The sequence below is a fragment of the Desulfovibrio piger ATCC 29098 genome (assembly GCF_000156375.1).
In the GTDB taxonomy this organism is placed as follows: domain Bacteria; phylum Desulfobacterota; class Desulfovibrionia; order Desulfovibrionales; family Desulfovibrionaceae; genus Desulfovibrio; species Desulfovibrio piger.
On sequence record NZ_DS996359.1, the window covers coordinates 456,849 to 477,873 of the forward strand.

Annotated in this window: 14 protein-coding genes; 7 read left to right on the forward strand and 7 right to left on the reverse strand. The window is 66.1% G+C overall.

Going from position 1 to position 21,025, the window contains the following annotated elements; all coding sequences use genetic code 11:
* Positions 1-4 precede the first annotated feature (4 nt).
* The 6 genes from DESPIG_RS08630 to DESPIG_RS08655 all read right to left on the reverse strand — a co-directional run bounded on the left by DESPIG_RS08630 (position 5) and on the right by DESPIG_RS08655 (position 9,762).
* A complete protein-coding gene (locus DESPIG_RS08630) occupies positions 5-1,714 on the reverse strand; it encodes an FAD-dependent oxidoreductase (protein ID WP_006007579.1) in 1,710 nt (569 codons plus the stop codon).
* Between the two features lie 189 nt (positions 1,715-1,903).
* On the reverse strand, positions 1,904-3,847 hold the full coding sequence (gene selB / locus DESPIG_RS08635) for a selenocysteine-specific translation elongation factor (protein WP_006007581.1): 1,944 nt from the start codon (positions 3,845-3,847) through the stop codon (positions 1,904-1,906).
* Positions 3,848-4,320: 473 nt separating this feature from the next.
* Positions 4,321-5,172, reverse strand: a complete 852-nt coding sequence (gene ispH, locus DESPIG_RS08640) for a 4-hydroxy-3-methylbut-2-enyl diphosphate reductase (protein WP_006007587.1) — start codon at positions 5,170-5,172, stop codon at positions 4,321-4,323.
* Between the two features lie 435 nt (positions 5,173-5,607).
* Complete coding sequence (locus tag DESPIG_RS08645) at positions 5,608-6,606, reverse strand: tRNA dihydrouridine synthase (RefSeq protein WP_006007591.1); 999 nt, start codon at positions 6,604-6,606, stop codon at positions 5,608-5,610.
* Positions 6,603-8,435 carry a SulP family inorganic anion transporter gene (locus tag DESPIG_RS08650; protein WP_147589007.1) on the reverse strand — a complete coding sequence of 611 codons (1,833 nt, stop codon included), beginning with the start codon at positions 8,433-8,435 and terminating at the stop codon, positions 6,603-6,605. The genes DESPIG_RS08645 and DESPIG_RS08650 overlap by 4 nt, the downstream gene beginning before the upstream one ends.
* A gap of 211 nt (positions 8,436-8,646) precedes the next feature.
* Entirely contained in the window at positions 8,647-9,762 is a 1,116-nt protein-coding gene (locus DESPIG_RS08655) for a hypothetical protein (protein ID WP_040369755.1), read from the reverse strand.
* Between the two features lie 238 nt (positions 9,763-10,000).
* On the opposite strand from DESPIG_RS08655, the gene DESPIG_RS08660 reads away from it, so the two are divergent.
* From DESPIG_RS08660 to DESPIG_RS08680, 5 genes are all read left to right on the forward strand, one after another.
* Positions 10,001-10,645 (forward strand): OmpH/Skp family outer membrane protein, encoded by a 645-nt coding sequence (locus DESPIG_RS08660; protein ID WP_050760303.1) that lies wholly within the window; start codon positions 10,001-10,003, stop codon positions 10,643-10,645.
* 110 nt (positions 10,646-10,755) lie between these two features.
* On the forward strand, positions 10,756-11,451 hold the full coding sequence (locus DESPIG_RS08665; RefSeq protein ID WP_006007600.1) for a carbonic anhydrase: 696 nt from the start codon (positions 10,756-10,758) through the stop codon (positions 11,449-11,451).
* Positions 11,452-11,638: 187 nt separating this feature from the next.
* On the forward strand, positions 11,639-12,619 hold the full coding sequence (locus DESPIG_RS08670) for an AEC family transporter (RefSeq protein WP_006007604.1): 981 nt from the start codon (positions 11,639-11,641) through the stop codon (positions 12,617-12,619).
* A 278-nt stretch (positions 12,620-12,897) separates the two neighbouring features.
* The gene (locus DESPIG_RS08675) at positions 12,898-13,872 is read left to right on the forward strand and encodes an AEC family transporter (protein ID WP_006007607.1); all 975 of its coding nucleotides are present in this window, start codon (positions 12,898-12,900) and stop codon (positions 13,870-13,872) included.
* Between the two features lie 140 nt (positions 13,873-14,012).
* Entirely contained in the window at positions 14,013-15,488 is a 1,476-nt protein-coding gene (locus DESPIG_RS08680; RefSeq protein WP_040369756.1) for a hypothetical protein, read from the forward strand.
* Positions 15,489-15,783: 295 nt separating this feature from the next.
* Here the strand turns inward: DESPIG_RS08680 and DESPIG_RS08685 are convergent, their stop codons facing one another.
* The gene (locus DESPIG_RS08685) at positions 15,784-17,226 is read right to left on the reverse strand and encodes a BPL-N domain-containing protein (RefSeq protein WP_006007612.1); all 1,443 of its coding nucleotides are present in this window, start codon (positions 17,224-17,226) and stop codon (positions 15,784-15,786) included.
* Between the two features lie 95 nt (positions 17,227-17,321).
* On the opposite strand from DESPIG_RS08685, the gene DESPIG_RS08690 reads away from it, so the two are divergent.
* Together DESPIG_RS08690 and DESPIG_RS08695 are read left to right on the forward strand one after the other, a co-directional pair.
* Positions 17,322-19,982 carry a valine--tRNA ligase gene (locus DESPIG_RS08690; RefSeq protein WP_040369759.1) on the forward strand — a complete coding sequence of 887 codons (2,661 nt, stop codon included), beginning with the start codon at positions 17,322-17,324 and terminating at the stop codon, positions 19,980-19,982.
* Positions 19,983-19,993: 11 nt separating this feature from the next.
* A complete protein-coding gene (locus DESPIG_RS08695; RefSeq protein ID WP_006007617.1) occupies positions 19,994-20,917 on the forward strand; it encodes a hypothetical protein in 924 nt (307 codons plus the stop codon).
* Positions 20,918-21,025: the final 108 nt, after the last annotated feature.

Sequence of the window (21,025 nt, forward strand, 5' to 3'; positions counted from 1 at the left end):
ACAGCTAGATCTTGCCGCCGGTCTTGAGCACGGCCTGCATGCCACCGGCGGCGTTGACCACGTCGGTGATGCCGTTGCGGGCCAGGATCAGCACGCTGTCATAGGCGCGCAGACCCGTGTTGCAGATGATGGCCACAGGACGGTCCTTGGGCACTTCGTTGACGCGGCTGGGCATCTCTTCCAGAGAGATGGAGTGCCATTCGGGATGGACGGCCTGCACGGCCTGACCGGCCTTGGCGGGACGGGCGTCGATGAAGAAGATGTTGTTCTCGGCGCGCTTTTCCCACAGGGCCATGAACTCTTCGGAGGTGATGGGCTTCACACGGCCGGCCAGCACGTTGTCGGCCACGTTGGCCACCACGTTGACCACGTCCATGGCGGAGGCGAAAGGCGGCGCGTAGGAGATCTCCAGGTTGGAGATGTCTTCCACGGTGGGCTTGCCGTACTGCAGCACGGCGGCCACGGCGTCGATGCGGGCCTTGAGGGCGTCACCGGCGGTGCAGGCGCCCTGGATGCCCAGCACGCGGCGGTCGCTCTTGTCCACCACCAGTTCCAGGCTCATCATGTTCTTTTCGGGATAGAAGTGGGCGCGGTCCAGCTGTTCCACGGCCACGGAGATGGCGTCATAGCCTTCCTTGCGGGCGCGTTCCACGGTGAGACCGGCGCCGCAGAAGGACATGTCGAACAGTTTCACGGCCCAGGTGCCCACGAAGCCGGGGAAGCTGGCGTCGCCGCCGGCCAGGTTGGTGCCGATGACGCGGCCCTGGCGGTTGGCCATGCTGCCCAGGGGCAGGTAGCCCAGCTTGCCGGTGATGAGGTTCTTGATGGCCACGCAGTCACCGCCGGCGTAGATGTCGGGGTCGCTGGTCTGCATCTTTTCATTGACCACGATGGCGCCGAAGGGGGCCACTTCCAGACCGGCGTCCTTGGCCAGCTGGCCGTTGGGCAGGAAACCGGCGGCAAAGATCACCAGCTGGGCGGGCAGTTCGCGCTTGTCGGTGATGACCTTGCACACGGCGCCGTCCTTGCCTTCCAGCTTGACGACCTTTTCGGAGGTGTAGACGGACAGGCCGTGGGCCTCGCAGTCGTGGGCGGCCATCTTGCCCATGTTGTGGGAGAGCACGCCGGGCAGCATCTGGTCCATCATTTCCACCACGCTGACCTTGACGCCCCACATGTCGGACAGGGCCACGGCGGCTTCCAGACCGATGAAACCGCCGCCCACGATGACGGCTTCGTTGACCTGGCCGTATTCGCAGGCTTTGCGGATGACGTCGGCGGCTTCCAGACGGGTGAGGGTCAGGACGTTCTTGAGGTCATGGCCTTCCACCGGAGGCATGCGCGGGGTGGCGCCGGTGGCCAGCACCAGCTTGTCGTAGGGCAGCTTTTCTTCCTCGCCGGTGACCACGTTGCGCACCAGCAGGGTCTTGGCGGCGCGGTCGATGGCCATGGCGCGGGTCTGGTTGCGCACGGTGATGCCTTTCATGGTACGGAAGAATTCGGGGTCACGCACGGTGTGGTAGGGCGTGGCGCGCAGGTCGTCGAGGTTGTTGACCTCGCCGGACACATAATAGGGGATGCCGCAGCCGCCGTAGGAGATGAAGAGGTTTTCATCCACCAGGGTGATCTCGGCGTCGGGCATCAGGCGCTTGCAGCGGCAGGCAGCCTTGGGACCCAGGGCAACGCCGCCGATAACCAGGATTTTCTGTGCCATGATAGACTCTCCTTGTAGAGCATTTGGCGTTTGAAACGCCGGGCGTCTCAAACTTTGTGCCGTCCGGGGACGAGGGCTCTCGCCCGGACACGGGCGGCCGCGGGCGCGGTCGCCGGAGCATGACGCTGTTGTTGGTCGGGCCTCGGGCGGCGACCTTGCGGCCACCGGACAGGGACAGGCAGCCTGTCCCTAACGGCCCCGGTACTGCCGGGCGTCTCCCACCCGGACGGTGATCTTTTCCCTGTCCATGAACTCCAGCAGCGCGATGAGGTACTTGCGCGAGAGGCCCAGGATCTCCTTGAGGCCGCCCACGTCCAGATCCTCGTGGTCGCCGAACCACTGGCGCACCTTGTCCAGGATCTCTTCCACGGCCTCGTTGCTGTAGTACAGGCCGTCCTTGACGCGCACCAGCTTCTTCTGCTCGCAGAGCAGGCGCAGGACGGGCGCCGCCTCCTTGCTGGTCACGCCCAGTTCCTCAAGCACGTCCTTGAGATTGGGCGGGGTCAGGCCCGCACTGACATGGGCCTCCAGCAGCTTGCGGCTCAGTCCCTCCTGGTCGGAAGCCAGCGTGACCTTGTGGCTGGCCAGGCGCAGGCCGTCGCCTTCGGCCACCAGCAGGCCCTTTTTCTGGGCCGCTTCCAGCACGCGGGCCACCAGACGCTGGGGCAGCTTGTCGCCCCAGCCGGCGCACAGGGCACCGCTGGGCAGCGAGGGCTTGAGCGGGTTCTTGGCGTGCAGGGCGGCGGCCCTGTCCAGACAGGCGCGGATCAGGGCTTCGAAATGCAGGCTGGCGATCCACATGCGGCCTTCCTTGTGCCAGCAGATGGCCTCGCCCTGGGAAGAAAGCTGGACCAGCTGCTTTTGCAGGGCCGCGGCGTTCTGGCCGGTGAGGACCTGCAGCTGGCTGTGGCTGGCGCCCGCGCTGCCACTAAGGCTCAGGGCCGCCCTGGTGAGGTCGAGGCCGGAATGGGCCGTGATGTATTCGGGGGCGGCCAGTTCGGGCAGACGGGCCAGCAGATCGAGCTTGTTCTGGAAATCCGGGTCCTTGCGGCGCAGCAGGGGCGGCAGGGGGCTGACGATGGTGCCGCCGGCCACAGTGCGCAGGGGCGAATAGGCGCGCAGCACGCAATGGTCGCCGAAGACCCCCACCATATCATGGGAGAAGCGCAGCTCGGCCAGGCAGGAATCGCCGGGGGCCAGGCGGTCACGGTCGAAGAAGACCACCCGGGCCGCGCATTCCTGCGTGGCGTGGTGGAAGTGGACCTCGGTGCGCTGGCGCAGGGGGCGCGGCGCGGACTTGAGGCACTGCAGGCGCACCAGCCAGCGGCGGGAGGAGAAAAGCGTGTCGGGACGGCACAGGGTGTTGCCGCGATGGATGTCCGTCACTTCCAGGCCCTGGACGTTGACGGCGCAGCGTTCGCCGGCGCGGACCATCTCCACGCTGCTGCCGTGGCGCTGCAGGCTGCGGGCGCGGGTGGGCAGGGCGCCGGGCATGAAGCAGAGTTCGTCCCCTTCGCTGACCGCGCCGGAGATGACCGTGCCCGTGATGACCGTGCCATGCCCCTTGAGGGTGAACACGCGGTCCACCGGCAGGCGGAAGACATCGGAGCCGTGCCGGGGCGGCAGGCTGCTGGCGCAGGCCAGGATGTGTTCGCGCAGGGCCGGGATGCCCTGGCCCGTGCTGGACGAGACGGGGAAGATGGGGGCGCCTTCCAGGAAGGTGCCCTGCAGGAAGGCGCGCACGTCTTCCTGGACCAGCTCCAGCCAGTCCGCGTCCACCATGTCCACCTTGGTCAGGGCCACGAAACCGTGCCGGATGCCCAGCAGGGAGCAGATCTCCAGATGTTCGCGGGTCTGGGGCATGACGCCTTCGTCGGCGGCGATGACCAGCATGACGAAGTCCACACCGGCGGCACCGGCCACCATGTTTTTGACGAAACGTTCATGGCCGGGCACGTCCACGATGCCCAGGCGCTCGCCGCCCGGCATGGGGACCCAGGCGAAGCCCAGTTCGATGGTGATGCCGCGCCGCTTCTCTTCTTCCAGACGGTCACAGTCGATGCCCGTCAGCGCGCGGACCAAAGATGTCTTGCCGTGGTCGATGTGACCGGCGGTACCCAGGATCAGAGCCATTCTACCCCCAGAAAAAACACAGGCGCCCCGCCGGAAACGCCTTGCGGCGGCCCGGTGAACGGGGGCTGTCCCGTGTGCGGAACTGGTTTTCAGTGTACGCCAGAGAGCGGGGCTTTGCAAACGGCTGCGGCGGACGACCGGAGAAGTTTCATGGCTCCAGCGCTCTGGTGAAAAATATCACAATGGTGGCCGGGTCGTGATGCCGCTCAAAAATAATCTTTAAATCCAGACTATTATAACCGGCGTTGAGCCCAGGCCCTGTTTGCCGAAAGGTGCATCCTGCCGGCAAACAAATACAAGAAAAAAATAAGGGGAATGTCCGAAGGGCCCTGGCCGGGGCAGGAAGGGCAGCACCGCGAGGGCCGGGAACGGGAGAAAAGTTTTTTTGCCGCGCGTCACGTACGGTAAAGCCTTTTGTTCACAAGACAGCATGGCTCGCGGGGGCACGTCGTGGCGCCCCCGCGGGCATCCTTTTAATCGGGCAACTGTTCCAGCCAGTGCTGGGTGGCGTCGATGAGCTTGCGGGGGGTGGAGGCCCCGGCGGTGAGCCCCACGCGCTTCTTGCCGGCAAAGTCTTCGGCCCGCAGTTCTTCGGCCTGTTCTATATGATAGGTGCTGATGCCGCTTTGGGCGGCCAGGTCGGCCAGACGGCGGGTGTTGCCGCTCTGGCGTCCGCCCACCACCACCATGGCATCCACCTGGGCGGCGATGCTGCGGGCTTCTTCCTGACGCTCGCGGGTGGCGTCACAGATGGTGGCCAGGACCTTGAGCCGGGGCAGCCGTTCACGCAGTTCCTTTTCCAGCTGCTCGAAGACGGAGCGGTCCTGGGTGGTCTGGGAGGCCAGCACATAGGAGCGTTCCGGGTCCACATGCAGGGCGGCCAGTTCGTCTCGGCTTCCGAACACATGGGCCGGGCCGTGAGCATAGGAGACGAGGCCGCGCACTTCGGGATGATCGGCCTCACCGAAGAGCAGCAGCTCCGCACCGTCGCGGGTGGCGCGTTCGATGGCCAGCTGGGCGCGCTTGACCTTGGGGCAGGTGGCGTCCACCACGTCGGCGCCGGTGGCCCGGACAGCTTCTTCCACCTGACGGGTGATGCCGTGGGCACGGATGAGGACCCTGTCCGCGGCATCGAGCTGGGAAGGATCCTGGGCGCAGAAAACCCCCAGAGCCTCATAATCGGCCAGCACCTGCGGGTTGTGGATGATGGGGCCCAGGGTGCAGGTGCGGCCCTCGCAGGGCTGTTCCAGAGCGGTATCCAGTTTTTGCAGGGCCAGACCGACCCCCATGCAGAAACCGGCGGTCTTGGCGCGGATGACGTCCATAGTTCTCTCCCGGAAAAAAGTCTTTGCGGCAGTGTTCCGTGAGAGGGAGGCCCTGTCAAGGGGAAGGGGCGTTGTCGTTCGCGCTGCGTGGGGATCGCCGCCGGATGGCGGCTGCTGTCCGGTAGGCGCGGTGGCAAGGGGCAGGGCTCATGCGCAGGTGCCTCTTTGGCTGGACAGGGGAGAAGGGGCTGTCTGTGGGACGCCGGGGAAAGGTCGTGCAGGCAGGAGGCGGACGGACTCCTGCCGCTGGGAAGGGGAGGCTGTCCGTGAAGGCAAAGGAAAGCACGGGGGAGAGAAAACCGGAATTCCCTGCCAAGCGTCCTGTGCGGAGCGCGGGACGCTGTGAGCGGTTTTTGAAGGATGGGGGAGCTTGAGGGGGAAGGGGACTTTTTTCCGCTGGAAAAAGTCCCCTTCCCCCTCAACAGATCTTGCCGTCTATTCCGGCAGGAAGCGGTCCATCAGTTCGTGCAGGCCTTCCCAAGAGGTGCAGCGGCAGAGCTCGAGGCGCAGGGCCTTGACGCCGGGCAGGCTGCGCACATAGCGGGGCACCACGCTGCGCATCTTCCAGAGGGCGGCGCGACCGGGGCAGAGCTCCTGAGCCAGTTCCATATGGCGCAGGACCATGGCCCGCAGGGCGGCCGGTGTGGGAGACTGGGGCTCCTCGCCCCGGCAAAGGCGGAGGTGATCATCGAAGATGGCCGGGCCGTGCATGGCGCCCCGGGCGTACATGACCGTATCCACGCCGGTCTGGTCCAGCACGCGCAGGCCGTCCCGGGCGCTGAACAGGTCGCCGCTGGCGATGAGGGGGATGTCCAGGGCCTGCTTGAGCTCGGCCAGCACTTCGTGGGCGGCCTCGCCGCCGAAGCCCTGGCGTGCCGTACGCGGGTGCAGGGTGATCCAGCCCGCGCCCAGATCCTGGAGGCGCAGGGAAAGGTCGCGCCAGACATGCCGCCGGCTGTCCAGGCCCAGACGGATCTTGAAGCCCACCCGTCCGGGACCGGCGGCCCGGAGCATGGCGCGGGCCACTTCCAGGGCGTTGGGCACATCGCCCAGCATGGCGGCCCCGGCCCCCTGCTTGAGGACCTTGGCCACCGAGCAGCCCATATTGAGGTCGAACCAGCCGTAGCCCACGTCGCGGAGCATCTCCACGGACCGTTGCAGGAAGGAGGCCTCGGCGCCGAAAAGCTGGACCACCAGGGGCTGGTCTTCGGGCAGGCTCTGCAAGAGCTCACCGGTGCCGGGGCTGCGGTAGACAAGGCCCTTGGCACTGACCATCTCGGTCACGCAGACCGCCGCGCCGTACCGGCGGCAGAGCAGGCGGAAGGGCAAGTCGCTGTAGCCGGCCAGCGGCGCCAGCCAGGGATGCTCCCGGTCGAAGGGGAGGCTGTCGGGATTGGCCGGGGATTCCGGCAGGAAAAACGCTTTGTGCATCATCGATGTTCCGTAGGGGAAGACGCGGGGTCTTCGGGGCGTATCTGTTGCAGGCGCTGTTGCGCCAGCTGGTCCACGCTGCGGGGAGCAGCGGCCGGGGCACGGGCCGGATCGGGGCAGGATTCCTCGGGACAGCCGGTGTGGCAGCGGATGTGCCTGTCCAGCATGTCCACGCCGATGCGCAGGCCGTCGCCCAGGGTATCGGCCACGAAGCCGTCGCTCAGGCAGTCGATGACGCCCGTGCGGCCAAGGATGTCGCGCACGTTGCGGCTGCCCACCACCAGCACCACCGGCACGCTGCGGGCATAGCAGCGTTCGAGGAACTGCTCAAGGGCGTGGGCGCCGGAGGCATCCAGCCAGAACACGCGGGTCAGGTGCAGGACCACCAGCCGGGGCGGCGTGTCGTCCTCTTCGTAGAGCTGGCGCTCCAGCTCATGGATGGCACCGAAGAAGAGCGTGCCTTCGATGACGTAGACCACCAGGCCCTCGGGCATGTGGTCCGGGGCGTAGCGCATGAGCGGGTCCGTGGCCCGCAGGCGGCGCACCCGGGGATGGGCGGCCTTGTAGATGAAAAGGGTCAGGGAAAGCAGCACGCCGATGAACACGGCCCGCTCCAGATCGAGGAGCAGGGTGGACGCAAAGGTGATGAGCAGCACCCAGCGGTCGATGCGTGTGGCCCGCAGGCAAAGACGGATGGCCGGGATGTCGATCATGTTCACCGAGATGAGCAGCAGCACGCCCGCCAGGGCGGGCATGGGCAACCAGCTGACCAGCGGTGCCATGACGAAGAGCATGGGCAGGGCCAGCAGGCCCGAAAAGACCGTGCCCATGCGGCTGCGCCCTCCGCTGGTGACCACCAGGGCGCTGCGGGTGAAGGAGCCGCAGCCGGGGATGCCGGAGGTGAGGCCCGCGGCGATGTTGCCGAGGCCCTGGCCGATGAGTTCCTGGCTGCCGTCGAAGCGGTCGCCGCGGATGCCCGCCAGCTGCTTGCCGATGGCCAGGGATTCCACGGCGCCCAGCAGGGCGATGGCCAGTGCGGGCATGAACAGGTCGCGGATGGAGGCCATGTCGAAGGCCGGGGGCAGGGAGAGGGGCGGGACCACGCTGGGGATGGCGCCCACCAGGCGCACGCCCTGCTCATGGAGCCCCAGCAGGGCCGAGACGGCGGAGATGATGACCAGGGCCGCCAGGGTGGCCGGGAAGCGGCGCGAGATGCGCTTGAAAAGCAGGATCAGCAGGATGGTGCCCCCGGAGACCAGCAGGCACCAAATGTTGAGCCGGCTGAAATTGTGGATGACGTGATCGATCTGGGGGAAGAAGCCCTGCGCCTGGGAGGAGGGCAGGCCCAGCGCGGTCTTGAGCTGGCCCGACGCGATGAGCAGGGCCGCACCGGCGGAGAAGGCCACCATGACCGAATGGGAGATGAAATTGGCCAGCTCGCCCAGACGGGCAAGGCCCATGCCCACCTGGATGAGGCCGCAGAGCAGGGCGATGCCGAAGATGTAGGGCATGCGGGCCTCTTCGGGCAGGCTGGCCACGGTGATGCCGCCGATGCTGACCGTGCTCATGGTGGTGAACAGCACCATGGAGATGGCGTTGGTGGGCCCGGCGGCCAGATAGCGGGCCGAGCCCCAGAGGGCGGCCACGATGACCGGCAGCATGCAGGCATAGATGCCGTATTGCGGATGCACACCGGCGATGAGGGCATAGGCCATGGCCTGGGGGACGGCCATGGGGGTGACTGTGAGCGCGGCGACGAAGTCGGCGCGGAAATCGCGCAGGCTGTAGTGGCGCAGTTCGTTCAGGAAGGGGAAGAGGCGGGCGGCATTCATGGCGGCGCTCCGTGGCATTGGAGGTGACGGGCCGGAAGGGCGACGCCCGGCAGGACACGGAGCCTGGAAGATCGGCGCATGTCCCCGGCAGGGCGGGCGGCATCGTGACAGGAAAGGGGCAGGGGGATCCCGGCGGCATGCGCCGTGCGGCGTATGGTTCCGCCGTCCTGGCAGGGGACGGCGGCATTGCGGGGGATCGGCCTGCCCCGGCCTAGTCGTGGGAGTCGTCTTCCAGCTTGAGGACGTCCTGCCCCAATGCGTAGCGCATGAGCGAGGGACGCTCCGCGGATTTTTTCAGGGAGCCGATGATGCGGGTCATGCGGCGGGTGCCTTCCAGCACGCCGCCCAGGTGCCCGGCCAGTTCCGTCAGGTCGGCGCGGGCCAGGATCTTTTCCAGTTCCAGGGCCAGACGCTGGCCGCGCGAATCCTCGTGGAACTCCGCGCGCAGTTCGCGGGAAAGACGCAGGGCACGGGAAAGGTTGTTGTCGATGTCTTCCACCAGCTCGCCGCAGTATTCGGCCTGGTTGCGCATGATGTTCAGGGCGTTGTTGCCGTAGTGGGCCATGGCACCGGCGGCTTTTTCCAGCGTGTCGCGGGCCACGGCCAGGCGGCGGCCCGTGGTCAGGGACACGATGCGGGCGCATTTGGACAGGAAGTGGGCGTCGTACATCTCGAAGCCGTATTCCCGCTGGGTGTAGAGCAGCACCAGGCCGAAGGGCGGCCTGTCGTTGCGCTCGCGCAGCACGAAGGCCAGACGGGAACGGTAGCCCGCCTTGTAGACCACGCAGTCGAAGGACTCGCCGCCGCGTTCGATGCCCCGCAGGTTGTTGGACACCACATGCCGTGCCGAGCCTTCCTTGACCGTGCGCATGACGGGATGGTTGCGGATGCCCTCTTCCAGGGCGGGGACCACCATGGGGATGCCGCCGCCGTCACGACGCGCGGCGGCCTGTACCACCCACTCGCCCTGGGGGTTGCGCAGACGGCAGACGTAAAGGTCGGCATGCAGGGCATGGACCAGGATCTCGGCGCTCTGGCGCAGCACTTCCCCGGGGGGCGCCATATGGTCGGCCATGGAGAGCAGGTCGTTGGAGACACGCAACAGGGTCTCCGTCTCGCTCTGCATGGCGGCGACGGAGGAGAGCAGCTGGAGCAGCGAGCGCCAGCTGCGCAGGGGCACGGCCCGCACATCGGGCTGATAGCCGCGCTTCAGGGAGCGATAGGCGGCCCGGATAAGGGCGATGATGGCAGGACGCACTTCGGGCGGCGCGTGTCTGACGATCTCGGTGATGGCTTCGCGCGGGGTGCGCAGGGAGTGGTATGACACGAAAATTCTCGCTTGGCGGCAGGTCCGCCCTGAAGATCTTATAAAATTAAGGACAACGTCCAGAATAACAATATCGCATCCTTTGTCAATGCGCGTGCCGTCTTGCACGAGGTCCCGTCCCGGACGGCATGCCGGAGCGGGACGGCGGAAAAGTATTGAGTCCCGGAACAAAACATCGTACAAGCAGGCCATTCAGACTGAAACCGCACATCTGCGGATGATCCAAGGAGAACTCCCCATGCGTATTCGTTTCCTCGTCCTTTCCCTGCTCGTCCTCTGTCTCGCCGTCAGCGGCTGCCAGCAGACCCAGGAACCCGCCGTCAAGGTCGGCGTGGTCGATATGAACCGCCTGCTGCGTGACAGCGAACCCGGCAAGGAAGCCAGCCGCTTCCTGGAAGGCATGCAGAAAGAGATCCAGCAGCAGATCGACGACGTGCAGGCCCGCCTGGGCAAAGACCCCGAGAACGAAAACCTGCAGCGTGAACTGCAGGCCATCTACATGGGTGGCCAGCAGCGCATCAACGCCGAACAGCAGAACGTGGTCAGCCAGCTGCTGGACCTGACCCAGCGTCTGGTGAACAACTACCGCAAGGCCAACGGCCTGAGCGTGGTGCTGGGCACGGACGTGGCCGTGGCCTATGACCCCGCCCTGGACGTGACCAATGCCCTGCTGGACGAAATGAACAAGCAGAAGGTCAACTTCGTGTCCGTGAGCAACCCCCAGCCCGAAGCTCCCGCCGCGGCTGAAGCCCCTGCCGCCGAAGCTCCCGCCAAGGCCGCCCAGGACGCCAAGGCTGCCGAGAAGCCCGCTGAAAAGCCCGCTCCCGCTGCTGAAAAGCCCGCCGCCGAAAAGGCCGCTCCGGCCGAAGCCAAGGCCCAGTAGCCCCTGTCTTTGACGCTATCCGAGAGCCCCGGTCCATCCGGGGCTCTTTTCGTCTCTTCCGTCCGGCGGCCCCGTACGCCGCACGGGCGGGCGCCATCCCTGAGGGAACAATGAAAGACTTTGAGAAATTCATCGACGGTTTCAGGAACTTCCGCCGCTTCTACTTCGATGCGGAGAACGACTACTACACCTCTCTGAACAAGGGACAGCACCCCAAGGCCATCGTCATCGCCTGCAGCGATTCCCGCGCCGATCCGGCCCTGCTCATGGGCTGCGACCCGGGCGACATCTTCGTGGTGCGCAACGTGGCCAACCTCGTGCCCCATGCCGACGACGCCCTGCGCCGGGATGCCGTGCTGGCCGTGCTGGAATACGGGGTGCATCACCTCAAGGTGGAACACATCATCGTGCTGGGCCATTCCGGCTGCGGCGGCATCCAGGCCCTGCTGAACCCCGAATCGCTACATGACGAGAGCTTCGTGGCCAACTGGGTCTCCATGGCCGCGCCCGCCCTGGAGCGGATGCGCGATGATGTGCGCGACGAGACCCCGGCCGACCGGCAGCGCCACTGCGAAGAGGCCGCCATCCTCGTCTCCATCGACAACCTGCTCTCCTATCCCTGGATACAGGAGCGTGTGGCCGCCCACAAACTGTCGCTGCATGCCTGGTATTTCGACATGTCGCAGGGCTCCCTGCTGGCCTATTTCCCGGACAGCGAGACCTTCGAGCCCCTGGTGGCCCACTGCCGCCAGTGCGGGGCCCTGGACGCCGCCTGCGACTGCCATGCGCATGGCGGCCAGGCCTAGGACAGGTCCGGCGCCTGTGCCCCAGGTGTACTGAAAAGATGGCCCGGCAGCACGGAGGCAAGGCCTGTCCGGAGGGCGGCATGGCCGCTTTCCCGACGGGTTCCCGTGCTGTTCCGGGCCTTTTTTGCGGGGTCCGGTCGCAGCCCGCGCTTCTGGACATCCGTCCGGGAGAAGCATAAGCAAGGGCATGATCGAAGCATTTTCCGCCGTTGTTCCCGTGTTCCTGCTCATCGGTCTGGGCGTTTGCCTGGACATCTTCCGGGCCCTGCCCGAGAACGCCCATCAGACCATGAGCCTCTATGTCCTCAACGTGGCCCTGCCGCTGCTGCTGTTCCAGATCATGGCCACCGCGCCTTTGGAGAGCTTTGCGCATCCGCAGTTCTGGCTGGGCGTCATCGCCGCGCAGTTCCTCATCTACGGGGCCTGCTATGCGGCCGACCGCATCCTGGCCCGCCATAACAGCGCGACGGCCACCGTGACGGCCCTGGGCGGCTGTTTCTGCAATGCCGCCTTCGTGGGCATCCCCGTCATCACCAGCGCCCTGCCGGGCAATGCCGAGGCCCTGTTCGTGGCCGGCCTGTTCACCATCACGCCCAACCTGCTGTTCGTGGTGGGGCAGGTGCAGCTGGCTGCGCATGATCCTTCCCGCTCCATGCCGCAGGGGCGCAAGGCCGTGCTGCTGCATGTGCTGCGCTATTCGCTGCTGTACAATGCCGTGTTCTGGGGCATGGCGGGCGGTGTGCTGGTCTCGGCCCTGGGGCTGGGCCTGTGGGATCCGCTGAACAGGGCCGCCGAGCTGGTGGGCCATACGGCCGCGCCCTGCATGCTCGTGACCCTGGGCCTGACCCTGCGGGAGCGGCTGGCCGTGGTCCTGCGGCATGCGGGCCGCCATGCCCTGCTGCGCCAGACGGCCCTGCAGGTCTGCAAGCTGGTGGTGCAGCCCCTGGTGTGCTGGGCCATCCTGGCCGCGCTGGGTGTGGAAGGCCTGTGGCTGGCGGTTTCGGTCATCATGGCCGCTTCCGGCTCGGCCCTGGTGGTCCCCGTGCTGGCCGACGTGCATCATGCCGGGCCGGAAGAAGCGACCCTGACGGCCCTGGTCTCCAACGGCCTGAGCCTGTTCTCGCTGAGCTTCTTCATCTGGATGATGCGTCTGCTGGGCCATATCTGATGCGTCCGGTATGGCTCCCTGCCGTGCCCTGGCGGCAGGGGCAGAGGGGCCTTTCGCCTCCCGCCGGTCCAGCCTGCGGGCAAGGCGCCGAAAGGCCTTCGGCATATCCTGTCCGACAACACAAAGCCCGGTCGATACCGGGCTTTTTCAATGAGTTAAATCCTGTTTGATTGAACAAACAATTTTCTGGACAAGCGGATGAAAGAGGCGCATCTTTCCCCTCACCGCAAGCGACATCCTCCGGGAGAGCCACACTACGGTCCCTATGGAGGTGTCGTATGGAAGCGTTCTATGCCGTTCTTCCCGTCTTTTTGCTCATAGCCGTGGGCGCCGCGGTCCACATGACCGACGTGCTGCCCGAGAACACCGGTGCGGCCATGGGCCTGTATGTGCTCAAGCTGGCCCTGCCCGTGCTCATGCTGCATATCCTGTCCGGCGCGAGCCGTCTGGATCTGGCCCACGGCGGCTTCTGGCTGGGCGTCATCGGGGCGCAGATGCTGTGCTATCTGCTGGGCTATGTCGTGGACAGGCTCTTTTCCCGGCGGGGCACGGGCCCGGCCATCATCTCCGGTCTGGCGTGCAGCGCCAGCAATACGGCCTTCGTGGGGCTGCCCATCGTGGCCGGCCTGCTGCCGGGCGATCACGAAGCCATGGTCGTGGCCGGTCTGGCTGCCCTGACGCCCAATGTGGTGGTCATCATGGCCCAGATCCGTATGGACTGTCTGGCGGGTTCCGCGGCCTGGGGCGATGGCCGGGGGCGTATCTGGAAGCTGCTGCGCCTGTTCCTGCTGGGCAATCCCCTGCTGCTGGCCACACTGGTGGGCCTTGGGCTGGCCTGCTCGGGGCTGGGGCTGTGGCAGCCGCTGGATCACGCCGCGGCGCTTATCGGCAGCACGGCCGCGCCCTGCATGCTGCTGGCCCTGGGCTTCGACCTGCGCCAGAAGCTGGTGCTGGCCCTGCGCCGCAACGGCGGGCATACGGTGATCCGGCAGGTCTGGCTCCTGCTGTGCAAGCTGGGCATCCATCCCCTGATCTGTTGGGGCATCATGCGTCTGGCGGGCCTGCCGCCGCTCTGGCTGGGCGTGGGCGTGCTCATGTCCGCCACCGGCACGGCCCTGGTGGCCTCGGTGCTGGCCGAGGTCTACAGCGCCGTGCCCGAAGAGGCGGCCCTGACCGCCGTGCTGAGCAATGCCGCCAGCATGGTCAGCCTGATGCTGTTCATCTTCCTGCTGCAGGGAGCGGGCTGTCTGTAGTGCTTGTCAGGAAAGGTGCCGAACTATAGGATAGAGATCATTCCTCTTTTCGGGCTGGTGGTCCTTCCATGCTGTCTGTCCGCAGGCTGCCGTTTCCCGGGCCCGTCTCCCGACCTTTTTCCCGAACAAGGAATCTCTTGATGGATCGATTCTCCCGTCTGTGCCTGTGGGGATCCATGGCGTGTGCCTTTTTGAGCCTGGCCCTGCTGTCGTTCGACGTCTTCCCCTGGTATGAAGTACCCTTCATGCCGCCCCGTCCCATGTATCCTCTGGCATGTGCGGGCATGCTCCTGTTCCTGATTTCCGGCCGATGGTATGGCCATATGCGGGAACACCGGTGGCTACTGCTCCTGTGGGCGGCCTTGATCGGTTGCAGCGTCCTTTCGACCTGGCTGGGCCTCCGTGAGGTGCCGCACGGCATCGCTCCCGCTGTCTGGCTGGGTCTGGCCCGCTGGTTCATCGTGCCCTTCTGTTTCCTTCTCTGGTGGGCCGTGATGTTCTCCTGTCTGCCGGTCCGATGCGGGAAGCACCTTTTCCAGGCGGCCCTGCTGGTGCTCGGTCTGTCCAATTTTGCCCATATCATTCTGGAGATTTTGGCTAATCACGGTGCTACGGGGATCAAGGACTTTCTGGTCAGCATCAATCCCTGGTTCCGCATGGAGTGCATCGGTCATGGCTGGTGGCCGCCACCATATTTTACCGACAGGGTCAGGGGGCTGTTCGCGGAACCATCGCACATGGCGTTTGGCCTTTTGCCGGTGCTTGGCCTGCTGCTGGCGAAGTGTGCGGGCAATCGTCTGTGGCTGTTGGGGGTCGCGGGGTGGGGACTCATCATGTGGCAAAGTAAGGTCCTTACCGGCGCAGTCGCTTTTGCACTGGTTTGTGTCATGGCTGGCATCCCCTGGTATCTGACCATCTGGCGTCGCTACAGCCGCAAGGTCTTCGTCCTGTCCTGCGTGCTGCTTCTTTTGGCCGGCGCCGGATGCTGGACAATCCTGCAGCCCAAATTCGAACGCTTCGGGGCAGTGGCTCAGGAAACGGATTCCATTCTGCATTTTTTGGAAGACAGTCATGCCGGTCTTTCGCCCCAGTGTCCCAAGCTGGAAGGGGCACTGGAGAGGAACGGCTCTTTGGGCATACGCTATGTCTGTACCCGGCTGGATATGGCCGCCGGCCTGTCCCGCGTGCTGGGAACGGGATTTTATTTGCGGGGATTCTACTGGCAGCCGCTGGATGCATGCAGCCTGGAGCGGGGCAGCGAGCTGCGTGGTTTCGCCCGGCAGGCCGGGGAAGACGAACTGCGTCGCGTACCACCGCTGAATGAATATTCCGTCCTGCTCGCGGAGTTCGGCGTCCCTGGTCTGCTCCTGTTCCTGGGGCTGTGCGGTATGCTGCTCTGGCGGAGTGTCCGTTTTGCTGCTCGGAATCGGGACTGGTATGTGTACGCCATGGCCTGTGTTTTCCTGGGGATGCTGGGGGCATTCATTTCCACAGGCCTCATGAATGCCCTGGTGTTCACCTTTTTCGCCGGCTATCTGTATGCCGTCAGCGGGGAAAGAGCCGGAGCGGTCGATGCGCCCGGCGGAGCGCAGGCCCCCCAGCAGGAGCGCGGATAGTATCGCAAGATGGCGGGGCGGAGACTGCCGTTCCGGCTGGGCGTCCCCCAGTGACGGCGATGGCCCCGGCGGCAAGGGATGCCGCAATGGCGCGGATCGCGAACGGCGGGCCCTTCATGCAGGCGGGTCTTGTCCGGCGTGTACGTCGTGCGGACATGTGCTCTCTTTTTAAGGCGTTCCTGTGGAACATTCGACAGCTGACCGTACCTAGTAGGGCGTCCGTAAAGACGGGATGCGGCCAGGAGAGGCGGGGCGTTCGGGAGCGGGCCTTGTTTTTCAGGCGGGCCTCGCGGGATCAGTCGTCCAGCGCGGCGCAGGCATCTTCCTGCTGGCCGCGGTAGAGCAGCTCGTCGGTCATCTCCAGCAGTTCGCCCACGATGCCGCCCCCGGTCATGGGATGGCCGAACAGGGCCTCGCGCTGGTTGGTGAGGCCGCGACGGTCCACGGCGTCGGGCATGGTGGGGGAGAGCGTCTCGCGCAGGCGGCAGGCCAGCAGATAGCCTTCGGCGCCGGGCAGGAAGATGTCCGTGAGGGCGGCGAAGCGGGCGCGCATGCTGTCCCAGGCGGTCAGGGTGTCCGGGCCGGGCCGCAGGCCGCAGAGCACGCGCAGGGACGAATACAGGTTGTTGCAGACCGCGCCGGGCAGGCCGGGGCGCCAGCCCCAGAGCCAGGGGGTGCGCTCGAAGAAGAGGTTGTGTTCCACGCCCAGATCCAGCAGGGCGCGCATGCCGTGCAGCAGGGTACGCAGGGGCGCTGTCTGCGGCGTTTCGGGCCAGCGGAAGGCGGCCTTGCGGTGCAGGTCCCAGGCGGGCACCAGCTCGCGCTGCGGCGCAAGACCGGCCAGCGCGCGCAGCAGATGGGCCAGCCAGGCGTTGGCATCGGGGCTGTCCGGGGTCTCCAGATGGGAGTAGCTGAGGACGTAGCGGCCCCGGCCGTAATTGCCCGCCACCATCAGGGGCTGGCCGTCGAGGAAGTCCGCCGAGACGTTGACCCCGTACAGATCTTTCCAGGCTTCGAAGACGGGGGCCGGGATGCGGCTCAGGGGCAGGTCGGCCAGCCAGAAGTCCGTGTCCGGCTGGCGGTAGGAGGCCAGGATGCTGACCCGTTCGTCGGCTTCCGGGGCGAAGCGGCCGGGCCACCAGACAGGCAGGGACGGCACATGGCCGTCTTCCCGGGGCGGGCGGCAGTTGCTGCAATGGCGGCAGTCGTCATCATGGCCGTGGGCGCAGCCGCGCCAGTGCGGTGGCACCAGGGCGCAGGCCTCGTCGCCCAGCGGCGGGCGCAGCGGATCGGGGGCGGCCCCGTCCAGACAAGCTTTGGGAAAGTCCGGCCGCACGGCGGGCAGATCGCGCGCCATGCAGGAGCGCACGCGCATGTGGGCATGACCGGAGATGAGATGGTGCAGACGCTCGGGATAGGGCGCACGGCCCCAGGGGCAGAGCCCCAGCCCGTCCTGGCTGCGGTGCTGGCTCAGGGCCAGCCCGGCGCCGCCGCAAAAGCCCAGGTAACGGCCGCCTTCGGCCAGATAGTCGCGCACGGCCTGGCGTCCCTTCTCGCCCAGGGCCCGGGCCTTGAGCCGGGCGTTGCCGCCGGGGACCAGCAGGAGCGGGGCGGCTCCCTGTGCCTTGTCGGGCGTGCCCTGCGGGCATGGCTTGCGAAAAAGCGCGCCATTGGCTATGTCTTGTCCCTTGACCAGACGACAGGGCAGTCCCAGCGCGCACAGGGCGCGCCAGACCATAAGGCCCCAGATATGGGACGCGTCCCAGAGAATACATACAGGGTTGGCGGCACACATAACAGCTTACTATGGCCGCCTTTCATGGAGAAAGCAAGATGGCGGATACCCTCCCCAAGGGCTACGAGCCCCATGACGTGGAAGCGCGCTGGCGCGACCACTGGCAGGACAACAGGACCTTCACGCCCGACCCGGATGCCCAGGGCGAACCCTTTTCCATCGTGATCCCGCCGCCGAACGTTACCGGCGCCCTGCACATCGGGCATGCCCTGAACCAGACCCTCATCGACGTGCTGTGCCGTCATGCCCGCCAGAAGGGCAAGAACGTGCTGTGGGTGCCCGGCACCGACCACGCCGGTATCGCCACCCAGAACGTGGTGGAACGCGCTCTGGCCAAGGAAGGCAAGACCCGTCAGGACCTGGGCCGCGAAGCCTTCATCGAGCGCGTGTGGCAGTGGCGCGAGGACTACGGTCACCGCATCCTCAACCAGATCCGCGCCCTGGGCGCCTCCGTGGACTGGACGCGCCTGCGCTTCACCATGGACGAAGGCCTGTCCGCCGCCGTGCGCAAGGTCTTCGTGCAGCTCTACAACGAAGGCCTGATCTACAAGGGCGACTACATCATCAACTGGTGCTCGCGCTGCCATACGGCCCTGGCCGATGACGAAGTGGAACACGAGGCCCACAAGGGCAAGCTGTGGAAGATCCGTTACCATCTGGCCGACGGCTCCGGCAGCATCACCATCGCCACCACCCGTCCCGAGACCATCCCCGGCGACACCGCCATCTGCGTGCATCCCGAGGACGAGCGCTACCAGCACCTGGTGGGCAAGACGGCCATCGTGCCCGTGCTGGGCCGCGAGATCCCCATCATCGCCGACAGCTACGTGGACCGCGAGTTCGGTACCGGCGCCCTCAAGGTGACGCCCTGCCACGACCACAACGACTGGGCCCTGGGCAAGAAGCACGATCTGGAGTTCCTGCAGGTCATCGACGAAGACGGCATCATGAAGGCCGAATCCGGCCCCTACGCCGGTCTGAAGAAGGAAGACTGCCGCACGAAGATCGTGGCCGACATCGAAGCCGCCGGCGACCTGCTGGCCGTGGAAGACCTGGACAACTCCGTGGGCCACTGCTACCGCTGCCACACCGTGGTGGAACCGCACGTGTCCACGCAGTGGTTCGTGGCCACCACCAAGATGGCCCCCGCCGCCCGCAAGGCCGTGCCCGAACTGACCCGCATCCTGCCGGAATCCTGGGCCAAGACCTATTATCACTGGCTGGACAACATCCGCGACTGGTGCATCAGCCGCCAGATCTGGTGGGGCCATCGCATCCCCGCCTGGACCTGCGCGCAGTGCGGCGAGCTCATCGTGGCCGAGCACGACCCCAGCTCCTGCCCCAAGTGCGGCTGCACCGACCTGAAGCAGGACGAGGACGTGCTGGATACCTGGTTCTCCTCGGCCCTGTGGCCCTTCTCCACCATGGGCTGGCCCGAGCAGACCAAGGATCTGGCCACCTGGTACCCCACCAGCGTGCTGGTGACCGGTTTCGACATCATCTTCTTCTGGGTGGCCCGCATGATGATGATGGGCCAGCACTTCATGGGCCAGGTGCCCTTCCACGACGTGTACCTGCACGCCCTGGTGCGTGACGAGACCGGCCGCAAGATGTCCAAGTCCACGGGCAACGTCATCGACCCGCTGGAGATGATCGACAAGTACGGCTGCGACTCCCTGCGCTTCACCCTGACGGCCTTTGCCGCCATGGGCCGCGACATCCGCCTGTCCGAAGCCCGCATCGAAGGCTACCGCCACTTCGTCAACAAGCTGTGGAACGCCGCCCGCTTCGCCCTCATGAACCTGCCCGAGACCGCGCCCGCCCCGGTGGCCCTGGAAAGCGTGGAAGGCCTGCACCACCAGTGGATCCTGCATCGTCTGGAGCAGGTCAAGCAGGACATGGACAAGGCGCTGGAAGAATACCGCTTCAACGACGCCGCCCAGCTGGGCTACAAGTTCCTGTGGAACGAGTTCTGCGACTGGTATCTGGAGCTCATCAAGCCCGACATGCAGGACGAGGCCCGCAAGCCCGTGGCCCAGTATGTGCTGTGGGTGGTGCTGCGCGAGCTGCTGCTCCTGCTGCATCCCATCATCCCCTTCGTCACGGCCGAGATCTGGCACGCCCTGCCCGTGCCCGCCGGCGAGCAGCCCACGGACATCGCCCTGGAGCTCTATCCCGCGGCCCGTCCCGGCTGCCTGCATGAAGCCGAGGCCGCCCGCATGGAACTGGTGCAGGGCATCATCGTGGCCGTGCGCACCATCAAGGCCGAGCTGAACATCAGCCCCAGCCACAAGGTGAGCCTGATGCTGCATCCTGTGGACGAGGCCCAGGCCTCCCTGCTGGAAAGCTGCCGCCAGATGATGACCACCCTGGCCCGTCTGGAAGACCTGCAGATCGGTGCCGACCTGCACGCTCCCAAGGCGTCCGCCTCTTCCGTGGTGGGCGGCTGCCAGGTCATCGTGCCCCTCAAGGGCGCCGTGGACCTGGCCGGCGAGCTGGCCCGTCTGGACAAGGAAATGGCCAAACTGGAAAAGGATCTGGTGGGCGTGCAGAGCAAGCTGCACAACGAAAGTTTCGTGAGCCGCGCTCCCGCCCAGGTGGTGGAACGCGAACGCGCCCGTGCCGAACAGCTGCTGGACGCCAAGGCCAAGATGCAGGCCCTGCGTCAGCGCTTCAGCGAAGCCCTCAACGAGGAATAAGGAACAACGTCATGAAGATGTCCGCCGTTGCCACGCCCCCCATGCTCTGCGCTTCCGGGCGCGGAGCGGTGGGCGTCGTGCCCGGCGCGGTCGTCGCCTCCGGTCTTTCGGGCCGGAGGCCGGCGGCCGCGCTGCTGTATCGTCTGCTGCTCCTGCTGGTGTTCTGCCTGTCCGCCCTGCCGGCCCGTGCCCATGTGGTGGATGAGCTGGCCCCCCTGCTGGACAGCGATGCCATCGTGAACAGCATCCAGGATATCGGTCTGCTCAAAAAGGCCGGTTTCATCTACCAGCCCGATCTGACCATCACGGGCGAGATGTGCCCCGTGGACGGCAGTCAGGACCAGCTGGCCGTGCTCAGCGGCATGCTGGCCGCCGACAGGATGTATGCCTTCTATTTCGGTGACGTGTCCGACGCTGCCAAGAAGAACGAGCTGCTCCAGCAGCTGGTGGGCAAGCCCCTGCCCACGCTGAGCGGCAAGGATATGGCCCGCATCCGCAAGGCCCCACACAGTCAGGAATCCGCGAACATCCTGGCGCGCTTCCGCCAGCAGGAGCTTTCCCGCCTGCTGGAGGCCGCCCGCCAGGACGACCAGCTGCTGCGCCTGCTGGGCGCGCATCTGTACGGCCTTTATCTGGAGCGCCTGTACATGGCCTCGGTCATGGTGCTGGCCGCCGCGGAAAGCGACACGCTGGAGCCGCTCTATCAGGTGCACACCGGCCTGGCCACCCGGCACGGCAAGGCCCTGGAGATCCTCGGCAAGAAGGGGATGCTGGGGCTGGAAGACTGCGAGGCCCGCGCGGCCCTGGTCAGGAAGCTGCAAGGCCTGCTGACCGCCAACAAGGGCCAGCCCACACTGGCGGGCCTGCGAGAGATCGTCTCGCTGGTACAGGAGGAGCGCGCGTTCTTCCTGACGCCTTGTCCGCTGCCGCAATAAGGATGTTTTGTGAGGGGGAGAAGGAAACCTTTTTGGAAAAAGGTTTCCTTCTCCCCCCTCACGCTCCCCCATATCCTTCCAAAAACTTTTATTATGGGCCGGAGTGGC